Origin of the sequence: Megasphaera sp. AM44-1BH, assembly GCF_003467125.1 — a bacterium.
Taxonomy (GTDB): domain Bacteria; phylum Bacillota; class Negativicutes; order Veillonellales; family Megasphaeraceae; genus Megasphaera.
On sequence record NZ_QSFA01000036.1, the window covers coordinates 1 to 10,630 of the forward strand.

Consider the following 10,630-nt stretch of genomic DNA (forward strand, 5'->3'; position numbering starts at 1 on the left):
TTGCCGGACGTGATGGGCTGGCGGACCCGGAACAGGAGCCGTGCCAGGAGGGCCGCATCGGATTCTTCATCGGCTCCGTCCGTGCATTTCTCCGGGTTGGTCACGCTGTACACATTGGGGATGGAATAAGGAATTTCCGTAATCGTCCCCGGTGCCACATTCCCTTTCACCCCTGTATCTGCGGCCTGGACAGCAATGTCTGCTTCCGTTCCATCCGCCGGGATCGTAGCAGATTCTGTCGTATAGAAGCGCAGCCCGTCTTTGGTCTGGAACAAGCTGCCGCGTATGATGTAGGCCCCGGACTGCCCGGTGACCGTCACCTTGCCATTGGCCTTCACCGCCTGTTTCCGCTGGATGCCGAATTCCTCGGCCCGGAGCGTCAGATAATCGCCCCAGGCTGTTTCGGCAAAAGCCGCGTCCCGCAGCATGGCCATCTCCGCATAGCTGTTCTCAAATTCCACAGCATTGGTATCAATCATGTCCCGGGCAAACGAGCCCTCGATAGCCGTCTTGTCCGTATCAGTCAGCGTGTGCAGGGTCTGCACCATGCGGCTTTCAATCTGGTCTTTAGTCTGGGCATCGAACAAATTGCTCATGCAAGGCTCCTTTCTGCGGTGACAGTCAGACTTTCATCGTTGTAAATGGATGTCACATCCACTAAAATAAACAAATCATCTTTCTCCTGCCGTTCCACATCTACCCGGTTGATCCGGGCAATATAGGGATTGATGGAAAGGCCCTCCCGGATGTTTTGGCGGATCTGGTCTGCCGTATAAATGTTGTTGGGCATCGTCCCCTGATATGGTTCGATGGTGATGCCGTATTCATCGTGATAGGCCAGATACCTGTACCGTTCTGTCATCAGAGCTTTATAAATCCACACCTTAAGGGCTTCGTCTTCCGTAACGGTAATGTTGTTCCCGTTCTCGTCATAGCGGAACCGGTGTTTCTCGAAGTCATAACCGTATTCCGCAAGGAGCGGCAATGTTTCTCTGGCAGCAGCATTCTCTCCGGATGCCATTGCCACAAAAGGATCAGCCATATCCGTCCAACCTCACAATCTCATCTAAAATCACATACTGCTGGATTTTCCCATTCACCAGCATGGGCATGATGGCGACTTTCATGCCCGGCTTCAAGGTATCTGTGGTAATCACTGAATCGGTGTAGTCGTTATGGATATCGTGGTTATGCGACTGGTAGGCCGCATCCCCGCTGCCGCCTGCCCGGTTCTGCGTAGCCGATACCAGATGGCCCCGGGCTGTCCTGCCATAGCCTGCCAGGAGGTAATGGGAAATCCACAGCTCCTCTTTGGTCAGGACGATGCCATTGTATTTCACCTGGATGTCCGGCGGGGATTGGAGTATCTCGCCAATCTGGATGGACGGGCTGTTGCTGCTCCGCGATACCTGCTCCATGAGGTTCAGCAGGCTGATATATGGATTTTTCTGCATTTCCCGTCACCCCCTTGACGTCTTGATGATGGTCGCCGGATAATAGTCGCTCCCCATGTCGATGCTCCCTTCGTAATGATGGAAACACCCGTACACGCTGGAACTATTGCCCCAGCAGCCGCCGTTGCCGTCATAGACCACGACATGCCAGTTCGGGTCCGGCTTGCTGTAGCGGTTGTACATGATGATGTCGCCTTTCTCCAGCTGTGCCGGGTCGTAGGGAATCGCCAGTCCCCGGGCTTCGGCATCGGCCCGGAGCTGGTCGCAGCCTTTGACGTTGTGGTTGTATTCCTGGGCAGCAAAGGGCGAATAACCAGCTGCGGCAACCGTCGCCCGGTCCACGCAGCCATTGGAGCCATAAGGCGAAACAGTGCCATCAAAATTCTCCATGCACGAATCCACCACATCGCCTCCGGCGGCATTCCCGCTCATGGACGCCCCGCTCCAGCTGCCCGAAGCGGCCGCTGCTGGCGGCACGTAATCCGGGTTCGCATTATAGGACGCACTGTCAAGCTCCTGTTTCTGCTCATCGAGCAGTTTATGGAAGACCAGATGCAGCTCCATGGTGTGCCTGTTCCCCTCAATCCGATGGCTGTCCGATTTGATGAAGAACCGCCCTTTGAGCTGTTCTTCCTGGATGTCCACGGAAAAGCCGGCGATGCACTGGATATGGCCGAGCGCCTTGACGGACATGTCATGGGCGACGGTCTTCAGCATGGCCCGGGCCTGCGAGGCATCGTCCTGCTTGGGGTCGGCCTTGCAGATGGCCTGGATGGTGCCAAACTTTTCGATGTCGGTCGTATTCGGCATCTCTCCTTTCGTCTGTCCTGCACTGTCTACCACGACTACTTTCGACACCATGTCTTCGATGGACTCGGACACAGATGCCCCAGTGAGATTCGTTTCATCGCTGATAAGGAAGTTCTCCACCACCTGGTCATTGGTACAGACCACATTCAGCTTCCCGTCCGTCATGTAGATGTGATACCCCTTGCCATCCTGTGCCGACTGGTAAGACAGCGCCTGCTTGATGGCATCGGTCGCTGAGATGTCATCGGCGATGAAACTGCATACCACAGAAAGGTCCGGCATCGTCCCGGCTTCAATCGAAAAGTCATGGATGGTCTGCCGGATGGCATCCGCCACGGTCACATTGGCGTATTTCCGGGTAATGCGGGATTTGGCCAGATAGATGATGTTGTCGAAGGCCACAAAGCGCATGGAATAAGACTCGCTGTCCCGGCTCCGGGAAAAGATGCGCCCCTGAAAAACGGGATACGTCTCCTGCGTGACCTCATCGGTATAGGAAAAACACACTTCATCTCCCAGCTCCAGAACGGCATTCGTCCAGTCCTTGTCTTTCGTGGTATAGGCGATATCAAATTCCAGCTTTCTCCCGGCCTGCTCCACATCGCCCGACCAGGTATAGGAAAGGGCATAGGCAGATAAGTCCGTGTTCTGCGGTTTATCTGCCTGCTGGTTTTCCGTATCGGCCTTATTTATCTTTGCCAACTGGAACATTTTCATCATTCCTTTTCAGGTTCATGGTCGTCAGCCGGATGATGTCCCCTGTTTTCAGGCCGCCGTTTCGGATAATGCTGCGGTAGACCTGGAACTTGGAGAACTGCTCCTTATTGAGCGTGACCGATTTTCCGACGGCCCGGCCCACGACGTTGCCGATGCTGTCGCCCGGATAATAGGTGATATTCTTCTTCAGTTTCTGCCAGAACGACTCAGGGCGTTTCTTCAGCCCCGTTGCCGGATCCGTTTTCCCTGTTTCCGCCGCTGTGACATAGCGGTATTCCGTCAGCGCCAGTTCATAATACACATCGCCGCTGCCGTCCTTTTCCCCGAACTTGAAAGAGCTGATCAGGCAGGGCATGGAGATGGGCGTGTCCGATACCGTGAGCTGGCAGACCTCGCCGCCTGTACGCATGGCTTCCAGTTCGGCGATATAGGTATAAGGCGACAGTGTCATCATGGCAAAGGGATAATCTTGGGCGGGGAAAAATCCCGCCAGCGTCAGGGACTTCAGCCCGGTCCTGCCTTTCATGAGATACTCCCCGTAGTTGTTGATATTCACCGTGCCATGATTCGTATTGACGGAAACCATCAGTTCCGAAGGCAGCACGGGAAAGGTCACGACAGAGCTGCCCGCAGCCAGGGAAATCGTCAGATCCTGTGACGCCTGCCCGATGGCATTCAGGATGGATTCTAATAATGAGGCCATCAGATGGTAGCTCCTTTCATGCGGTTCATGCCGTACAGCCGGATCTTTTCCACCAGCTTGTCGGCTACGGCATCGATGTCCTGCTCGCTGCGGACGTTCATCGTGTCGATGCGGATAGTGATGGCGTGGCTGCCTGCGTTCATAGCCTGCCGGATGCTTTCATCATGCGGGACCACGGTACTGCCGTTTGGCAGGTGGACCAGCTCGCCCCGGCGATCTTCGTTGATGACCGCAAAACCACCGCCAAAGTTCTCGACGCCTCCGGCAAAATGACTGATGGGTTCAATATTGAATCCCACATGAGTCGGCGCCCCGCCTGTCAGAGACGGGATGTCAATGGACAGACCGTTGACGCTGGCAATGAGTCCGTTCACCTGGTCGATAACCCAGTTCACGCCGCTCCGGAAAGTATCCTTGATGCTCTCCCAGATGCTGGAAGCCGTCTCGCTGATGCCGTTCATGGCTCCGTCCCAGGCCGAAGCAATCCATTGCATCCCGGCATCCACAGCATCCGACACCGCCTGGATGGCCTGTTCGATATACTGCGAAACCGTATCCCAGTTGCTCCAGAGGAGATACAGCCCTGCGATGACGGCAGCGATGACAATCAGGATGGGATTGGCCATCGCTGCTGCGCCGACTGCCCGGATGACCGTAATCATCAGCCTGCCCACTGTCAGTAACGTACTGCCCATGCCTTTGGCAACGATGGCGATGCCTCTTGCCACCGTGATGAGGCCCTTGAACTGGGCAGCCAGATACTTCGATACGCTCCCGGCCTTGCTGATGCCCGCGGCGATGGAGCTGAACGTCCCAAAGGCCCGTCCGCCTATCGTCAGCACCCGTCCCAGGGTGGAACCGAAGAGCTGGAAGGTCACGATGCCGAAAGCCACCTGGCCGATCAGCGTCTTCTGCTCCGGCGTCAGCGACCGGAACCAGGCCGCCAGTTCCTTCACCCGCAGGGACATGGTCTTGAAATAAGGGGTAAAGGAAACAGCCAGGTCCATCCCGGCATTCTTCAGCTGGTTCATAGCAATCTGCATCTGCTCCGACGGGGTCAGCATCTTCTCATAGGCTTCCCGGGTCATGCCGGCAGACTGGGCCATCTGGTCCATGACCTTATCGAAATCCCCGGCTCCCTTGCCCGTCAGGACCAGGATGCTGTTCAGGCCCTCGACAGAACCAAAGAGCTGGGCCATCTGTTCGGCATCACCGTCCGTGGCCCGCTTCACTTCGCCCAGGAACTTCACCCATCCTACGCTCTGCAAATGAGCCGCGTTGAACTCAAGACCAAGGGACTGAGCCAGTTTCGCCGCTTCAGAAGACGGCTTCAGAATGTTGCTGTAGGCCGCCTTGAGTCCTGTAATGGCCTCGCTGGTCCGGATACCGTTCTTGGTCAGGACGGCGATGGAACCGAACAGTTCCTGGGTGCTGACATTGAGCTGTGCCGCAATGGGGATGACGTTGCCCATGGACTGGGCCATCTCGCCAAAGGATGTCTTGCCGAAGTTCTGTGCCAGGAGCATCTGGTCCGTCACCGCCGTGGCCTCTTCTGCCGATTTACCATAGGCATTGAGGACGGTCGTGACGCCGTTTACGGCAGTTGTCGTATCTGTGAACCCGGCCTTGGCGGCGATGGTCATATCCTTGACAAAGCCTACAGCATGGCCGGCATCAACACCCGCCGAGATGGCCTGGTAGACCGATTCGGAAAGGTCGGCAACGCCTGCCCCGGTCTCATCGCTGACAGCACGGATTTCATCACTGACCTTCTGCATGGAAACGACCGTCGTATCCACCAGAGTCGAAATTTTGGCGATGCCATTGGCAAAGTCGCTGTGCAGCTTGAAGCCTGCCGTCGCAGCCGCCAGGATAGGTGCCGACAGCAGGGCCATCTTGTCTGACATACCGGAAATCTTGCTTCCCGTCTGCTCGATGCTCTTTGCCGTCCGTTTCTGGATGCGCTCATGCTCCGTCAGCTTGTCCGACAGGCCGCTGATCGATTGTTTTGCCGCCGCCATCTGGGCCTTCATGGTTCCCAGGATGGCATTGACGCTCCGCACCGTCGGCGTGAACAAATCCCGCAAACGGATAGCAGCATCGATGACGTTATTGGCCAATAGATATCACCTCTCAATGTTGTTACAGCTATAAAAATATAGTAAGATAAAAGAAATCTATCTTTACGGAGGAATTCCAATGCGCTATTTCAATGAAACAGAAAAAAGATTAGCTGAACGATATCACCATATGGAACTTGGAACTTGCAAAATCTGTGAAGAATGTCATAAGAGAGAGCGTTTATCCTTGCCGATTGGCTGTTGGTGCGTAGGTTCCGATTTTAATAAAACTTCCAAGAGAATTCTATTTGTCGGTAAAAATGCCAGAAACAATCCCGGCACGATTGAAGACGGCTTCCGCAATCCCTTTCAATATACCCGTGAATCTCTGTGGAACAAAAGCTGGCCATACTGGAGCTATACTCGTGCTATCACTCTGAGAATATTCGGTGACGATTCCATAGAACACATCGCATTTACCAATATTGTCAAATGCAACAATTCCGGAGGAAAGGATACTACCTCAGATTTTGTAAAATCCAACTGTATCCTAAACCTAAAAGTCCTTCAGCAGGAATTAAAGGTAATACATCCTACTCATGTCATTTTTTATACATCTTGGTATTATGACGATTACATCCCTAACGTCTTTGACCGTTATAATATTCATTACAACGGTTTTAAAGATATTGGGAAAAGAAAAATGCCCTGGCAGGAAGCCATTTCCACACTGGGCAATCAAACCTTTCATGTACTACGTGTCGGCCACCCACAATGCAAGAAAAAAAGCGACTTCGTCTATGAAATATCTAAGTGGATTGAGCCTACCTTATGACTTTATGCCAGATAGCCGTATTTTCAGCAGTTAATCCGATAATGCTGAAGATACTTTTTTATTGCGTTCTTCCATCTCATAGTGGATGAAGGCATACAGCACCTGCCGTTCACCGTATCCCAGTTTCATGACCGCTGACGGCAGCAGGTGATGCTCCCGGAACAGGAGATACATCGCCTGCACTTCGCCATCGGTCCGGATCAGTTTTTTACGGCTTTGTCTGCCTTTTCCTGGGTCGTATAACCGTTGAGTTCCGTAATCTGTGCCGTGAGGTCGGCGATTTCGCCTGCCAGGAAGAGCTTGCGGATGATGTCGCCAGGGAGTACGGCCCCGAATTTTTCCAGCAGGTCCTTGTTCTTGAGGTCTGGGTCGGCAATCCCTGCCAGGAGCGTCTGGGTCTGCATCTGATAAATGTCGATGTTATCGGCACTGCCGTTGGTGAAGTCCACGGCCATCTTCTGAATATCCGCATAGCGTTCCGGATCGATGGCCCGGAGCGTGATGACAAAATCAAACCCGAACAGCTTCGAGAGCCGTTCCATCTTCACTTTCTTCTCAGGCCGTTCGGCCAGCTTGTTCACTACATCTGCTTTCAGCAGCCGGTCTACCATATTCATGTGCTTGTTCTCCTTATGCTAAATCCAGTAAATCCCAATCCGAGAAGGTGAAGCTGTAGCTTTCCTCGCCCATCTTGTCCACTTCCCAGTCGGCCAGAATCAGGCTGTCAAAGGTCGCATCCTTGATGACGATGCGCTCGCTGCCGATAGCATCCTTGTCATCCAGGACGGAGACGATAGTCACGACAGTCTGCCTGCCCGCCTTGATGTTGTCGTTCATCTTCCGGATCATGTAGCTCGACACCTTATGCAGCTTCAGCTGGCCTTTGCAGTCGTAGCCTGTGACCTTGTAGCCCTTGCCCACATGGCGGAGCATCTTTACTTCTTCCTTGGTCAGCGTGACCTCGGCCTTGAATGCCGTTGCTTCGGCCATGAGGTCGCCGTCGATATACAGATCGGCGTACTTGCCGTTCATGACCCGTTTGGCTTCCATACTGTTCATCCGGCTTCACCTCCTCAGATATTGATGGTAATCGTCACGTCTTCCATGGCATCCAGCAGCGATGCCTTGACGGCGATGAACACATTGCTGCCGATATTGGCCAGCTTGATGTCCATATCGGACATGTCTGCCAATTCCGCCTTGGTGTATTTTCCGTTGGATTCCAGCCATATCTTCGTGGATTCCACATCGATATAGGCTGTGTTCTGGTCCTGTTCCAGCAGCCCTTCCTGGGCCAGCTGGTCAAGATATCCCTGGATGGCCGTCACCAGGAGACAGCGATTCGCATAGCTGTTGGCGTACTTCCCGAGGTAATGGTCCTGGGCCGTCGTGCGGATATCATCGTGCATCATATCCATCAGGTCCACGAGTTTGATTTTCTGGAAACTCGTCCCCTTGTCCTGGATGGTGGTCACCAGGGAGTTGATGCCCCGGGCCAGTTTCACCTTTTCGCCGTCAAAGAAAAAGAACAGCTTCCCTGCCCCGGCCATGGTGTCCATTTCCTCTTTCGTCCAGACATCGCAGCCGATGACTTCCGGCAGCGGTGCGTAGGTGCAGGAAATCGTCATGGGCGTCCCGGCGATGATGCCGGCAATGCGGCTGCAGTACTGGGCCGTCGTATAGGTCTTGCTCTTCGTGCGGATGGTCTTGTTGACGAAGTTGATGACGCCTTCCGTATCTGCCGTACAGTCTGGCAGGACGGCCTTGATCATCTTGTCTTTATTGGTACGCATCCCCTTGACCCAGGTGGCGATGGTATCGATGTGCGACGTTCCGATGTCCGGGATGACCAGGTAATCGAAGCGCTTGTTCTCGATGACCTTCAGGATATCCGTATAGTCCTCGGCTTCACTGCTGATGATTTCGGCGATGACCTTCTTCGGGCTGTTCACATAGCCCCGGAGCGCCAGTTCTAGCTGCTCCCGGTTGCTGTCGGACAGTTCCTTGGGGATGTCATCTGCCGTGTACAGGGTCACTTCCGTCACCGAAGGCAGTGTTTCTTCCTTCAGGATCATGAGGACAATGCCGCGCTCGCTGCGCTCGATGGCACTGATGCCTTTTTCTTTGAACACGACATTAATGGATGGCATTTTCATATTTCGTTGTCTCCTTTCCCCGATACCGCTGATGCAGCACTTTCATCCGTTCGGCTGCTTCCGTTTCATCGGCGGAATCGTAGTACTGGACGGTCAGCGTCAGCCGGCCGCCGTCGTTGTCGGACCCGATGAGTTCCTCGTTCATCGATCGGACAGCAAAAAACCTGTCCTGGACGGCAATCCCGTCACGGAACAGGTCTTCTGCAGCAGCCAGCACTTCATAGATGGATACACTGGCCGTCTGCTTCTGCGGTATATAGGTGATGTACATATCTGTATCCCGGTACACTTCCTTGCGTCCCTGGGGCGAAGCCACCGTCATCGTCTTCAGGAAAAACGCTGGCGGACAGAACCCTTCCTTCACTTCCTGCAGGTACACGGGATACGGGAACCGTTCCTTCAGCTTCTGCTGTATGGCCTGCAGGATGTCAATGTCATGGATCATGTGCCGCCTGCTTTCTTCAGGAGCTTTTTCGCCAGTTTCTCCAGGCCTGGCTGCAATTCCCGGGCTTTGAAGGCTTTGACGGATTTCTCCGTATAATGCTGGCCTTCATAATAGCCAACGGTCCTGCCGCCCGGCGTTTTCTTGACATGGCCGTTATTGAGCAGGTGATGGACCGGGTGCCGATTGACCAGTTCATAGGTCAGCTCCGAACCGTTATAGCCTTCCACCTTGTGCTTCCAGCCTTTCTTCAGCTTGCCCGTGCTGCCTTCCGGCGTGTTCTTCACGCATTCCTTCCTGAGCTTGTTGCCAATCGTCACTAGGCCCTTTTCAGCAGTGCCGGGAAACTCTTCAATGATAGAAAGCAGTTTTTCCGAAAGGTCATCCAATCCTTTGACCTCAAAGTCATTTCCGCTCATTGTCCGTCCCCCTCACTTCTTCCGTGCAGTACAGTTCCAGGGCTTCGTGGCGCATGTACGGGTCCACGATGGTATCGATATCGTACAGGTGATTCTGGTACTTCACCTTCATGTCGTGGGTAACGCCAGGACGCCAGCGGATGGTGATTTTGCTGTACTCCGTGTCCGCCTTGCGTTCCATCTCATAGAACACTTTGCCCCGGGCAGGCTCGATGGATGCCCAGCAGCGGTACACCACGACGTCGGTCTGGGTGTCGAAGCCGTACGCATCCATTGCCGCCTGCTTCCCCAGGATTTCAATCCGTTTGTTCAAAAGCCCGGTCTTCATGGGCATCCCCCTTTCAAAAACAGCTCCGCCGCACCCCGAACAGCAGCCACCGCAGCCGCTTCAGCAGGCCGGAATAATCGGCTTCTTCCCGATGCTCATACAAAAAGGCAGCGGCATAGAGGATGGCTTCATGAAACACGACGGGATTCTCTTCGGCATCCGCTTCCTCGCAGCGGGCTAAGTCCAGGCACAAGGCCTGGGCCGTTTCCAGGGAAGACAGGATGACGTCATCATTGGACGTATCATCTTCATCAATCCGTAGATATTCCCTGGCTTCTTCCAGGCTGACCAGCATGGCTTAGCCCTTCGCCTTCATCTCCAGGGCCTTGACCGCTTCCTTCAACATCAGCATGCCATCGACGCGCTGGCTTGCGAGGAAACCAATCTGGCCGTTGGCGGCATACAGTTCGTTGAGCCGCTTGAAGGAGCGGTATTCCCGGTCGGCAATCCAATAGTAGCTGAAATCGCCGAAGAGCATGGGACGGTTGCCGGCCGCCAGTTCCGGAGCAAAGGATGTGCAGTAGCAGGGACGGTTCAGGATGGTATCCGGCGTCCCGGCCGTGACGGACGGCTGCCAGATGTAGTTGCCGTTGTTGTCCTTGACCTTACGCAGGGCCTTGATAGTGGAATCGTTCAGGAGCCATACGGCCTTGCGGCGGTACGGGATGCGCAGGGAATGATACAGGTCGATGACATCATCAAAGGT

16 protein-coding genes are annotated in these 10,630 nt (G+C 54.3%); 1 reads left to right on the forward strand and 15 read right to left on the reverse strand.

The window, feature by feature from the left end; genetic code table 11:
- The 6 genes from DW949_RS13045 to DW949_RS13070 all read right to left on the reverse strand — a co-directional run.
- On the reverse strand, positions 1-596 hold a 596-nt coding region (locus tag DW949_RS13045; protein ID WP_199595930.1), incomplete at its 3' end, for a baseplate J/gp47 family protein.
- A complete protein-coding gene (locus DW949_RS13050) occupies positions 593-1,042 on the reverse strand; it encodes a DUF2634 domain-containing protein (protein ID WP_118023627.1) in 450 nt (149 codons plus the stop codon). The genes DW949_RS13050 and DW949_RS13045, both read right to left, overlap by 4 nt.
- Positions 1,035-1,454, reverse strand: coding sequence for a DUF2577 domain-containing protein (locus DW949_RS13055; RefSeq protein WP_065360657.1), 420 nt, complete (start codon positions 1,452-1,454; stop codon positions 1,035-1,037). The genes DW949_RS13050 and DW949_RS13055 overlap by 8 nt, the downstream gene beginning before the upstream one ends.
- Before the next feature lie 6 nt (positions 1,455-1,460).
- Positions 1,461-2,975: a hypothetical protein gene (locus DW949_RS13060; protein ID WP_118023626.1), complete on the reverse strand. Its 1,515-nt coding sequence runs from the start codon at positions 2,973-2,975 to the stop codon at positions 1,461-1,463.
- The gene (locus DW949_RS13065) at positions 2,950-3,684 is read right to left on the reverse strand and encodes a hypothetical protein (protein ID WP_118023625.1); all 735 of its coding nucleotides are present in this window, start codon (positions 3,682-3,684) and stop codon (positions 2,950-2,952) included. The genes DW949_RS13060 and DW949_RS13065 overlap by 26 nt, the downstream gene beginning before the upstream one ends.
- Complete coding sequence (locus DW949_RS13070; RefSeq protein WP_118023624.1) at positions 3,684-5,804, reverse strand: phage tail tape measure protein; 2,121 nt, start codon at positions 5,802-5,804, stop codon at positions 3,684-3,686. The genes DW949_RS13065 and DW949_RS13070 overlap by 1 nt, the downstream gene beginning before the upstream one ends.
- Before the next feature lie 79 nt (positions 5,805-5,883).
- On the opposite strand from DW949_RS13070, the gene DW949_RS13075 reads away from it, so the two are divergent.
- On the forward strand, positions 5,884-6,579 hold the full coding sequence (locus DW949_RS13075) for a hypothetical protein (RefSeq protein WP_118023623.1): 696 nt from the start codon (positions 5,884-5,886) through the stop codon (positions 6,577-6,579).
- A gap of 30 nt (positions 6,580-6,609) precedes the next feature.
- On the opposite strand, the gene DW949_RS13690 is transcribed toward DW949_RS13075, so the two are convergent.
- The 9 genes from DW949_RS13690 to DW949_RS13115 form a co-directional block, all read right to left on the reverse strand.
- Positions 6,610-6,753, reverse strand: a complete 144-nt coding sequence (locus DW949_RS13690; RefSeq protein ID WP_199595929.1) for a hypothetical protein — start codon at positions 6,751-6,753, stop codon at positions 6,610-6,612.
- 26 nt (positions 6,754-6,779) lie between these two features.
- Positions 6,780-7,196, reverse strand: coding sequence for a hypothetical protein (locus DW949_RS13080; RefSeq protein ID WP_118023622.1), 417 nt, complete (start codon positions 7,194-7,196; stop codon positions 6,780-6,782).
- Between the two features lie 13 nt (positions 7,197-7,209).
- Positions 7,210-7,638, reverse strand: coding sequence for a phage tail tube protein (locus DW949_RS13085; RefSeq protein ID WP_022227242.1), 429 nt, complete (start codon positions 7,636-7,638; stop codon positions 7,210-7,212).
- A 14-nt stretch (positions 7,639-7,652) separates the two neighbouring features.
- Positions 7,653-8,735 (reverse strand): phage tail sheath subtilisin-like domain-containing protein, encoded by a 1,083-nt coding sequence (locus DW949_RS13090; RefSeq protein WP_118023621.1) that lies wholly within the window; start codon positions 8,733-8,735, stop codon positions 7,653-7,655.
- Positions 8,716-9,180, reverse strand: coding sequence for a DUF6838 family protein (locus DW949_RS13095; RefSeq protein ID WP_118023620.1), 465 nt, complete (start codon positions 9,178-9,180; stop codon positions 8,716-8,718). Before DW949_RS13095 ends, DW949_RS13090 begins: the two co-directional genes overlap by 20 nt.
- Positions 9,177-9,596, reverse strand: coding sequence for an HK97 gp10 family phage protein (locus tag DW949_RS13100; RefSeq protein ID WP_118023619.1), 420 nt, complete (start codon positions 9,594-9,596; stop codon positions 9,177-9,179). Before DW949_RS13100 ends, DW949_RS13095 begins: the two co-directional genes overlap by 4 nt.
- Positions 9,583-9,924 carry a phage head closure protein gene (locus tag DW949_RS13105; RefSeq protein WP_233539604.1) on the reverse strand — a complete coding sequence of 114 codons (342 nt, stop codon included), beginning with the start codon at positions 9,922-9,924 and terminating at the stop codon, positions 9,583-9,585. The genes DW949_RS13100 and DW949_RS13105 overlap by 14 nt, the downstream gene beginning before the upstream one ends.
- Before the next feature lie 13 nt (positions 9,925-9,937).
- Positions 9,938-10,219, reverse strand: a complete 282-nt coding sequence (locus tag DW949_RS13110) for a head-tail connector protein (RefSeq protein WP_065360647.1) — start codon at positions 10,217-10,219, stop codon at positions 9,938-9,940.
- Between the two features lie 3 nt (positions 10,220-10,222).
- The coding region (locus tag DW949_RS13115) for a phage major capsid protein (RefSeq protein ID WP_118023617.1) at positions 10,223-10,630 on the reverse strand (408 nt) is incomplete at its 5' end.

What these genes read in the sequence shown, in the direction of transcription:
- DW949_RS13095 (WP_118023620.1), bottom strand. Translation starts at nt 9,180, where the DNA reads ATGATCCATGACATTGACATCCTGCAGGCCATACAGCAGAAGCTGAAG.
- DW949_RS13085 (WP_022227242.1), bottom strand. Translation starts at nt 7,638, where the DNA reads ATGAACAGTATGGAAGCCAAACGGGTCATGAACGGCAAGTACGCCGAT.
- DW949_RS13110 (WP_065360647.1), bottom strand. Translation starts at nt 10,219, where the DNA reads ATGCTGGTCAGCCTGGAAGAAGCCAGGGAATATCTACGGATTGATGAA.
- DW949_RS13050 (WP_118023627.1), bottom strand. Translation starts at nt 1,042, where the DNA reads ATGGCTGATCCTTTTGTGGCAATGGCATCCGGAGAGAATGCTGCTGCC.
- DW949_RS13055 (WP_065360657.1), bottom strand. Translation starts at nt 1,454, where the DNA reads ATGCAGAAAAATCCATATATCAGCCTGCTGAACCTCATGGAGCAGGTA.
- DW949_RS13075 (WP_118023623.1), top strand. Translation starts at nt 5,884, where the DNA reads ATGCGCTATTTCAATGAAACAGAAAAAAGATTAGCTGAACGATATCAC.
- DW949_RS13090 (WP_118023621.1), bottom strand. Translation starts at nt 8,735, where the DNA reads ATGAAAATGCCATCCATTAATGTCGTGTTCAAAGAAAAAGGCATCAGT.
- DW949_RS13100 (WP_118023619.1), bottom strand. Translation starts at nt 9,596, where the DNA reads ATGAGCGGAAATGACTTTGAGGTCAAAGGATTGGATGACCTTTCGGAA.
- DW949_RS13060 (WP_118023626.1), bottom strand. Translation starts at nt 2,975, where the DNA reads ATGTTCCAGTTGGCAAAGATAAATAAGGCCGATACGGAAAACCAGCAG.
- DW949_RS13105 (WP_233539604.1), bottom strand. Translation starts at nt 9,924, where the DNA reads ATGAAGACCGGGCTTTTGAACAAACGGATTGAAATCCTGGGGAAGCAG.
- DW949_RS13065 (WP_118023625.1), bottom strand. Translation starts at nt 3,684, where the DNA reads ATGGCCTCATTATTAGAATCCATCCTGAATGCCATCGGGCAGGCGTCA.
- DW949_RS13690 (WP_199595929.1), bottom strand. Translation starts at nt 6,753, where the DNA reads ATGTATCTCCTGTTCCGGGAGCATCACCTGCTGCCGTCAGCGGTCATG.
- DW949_RS13080 (WP_118023622.1), bottom strand. Translation starts at nt 7,196, where the DNA reads ATGAATATGGTAGACCGGCTGCTGAAAGCAGATGTAGTGAACAAGCTG.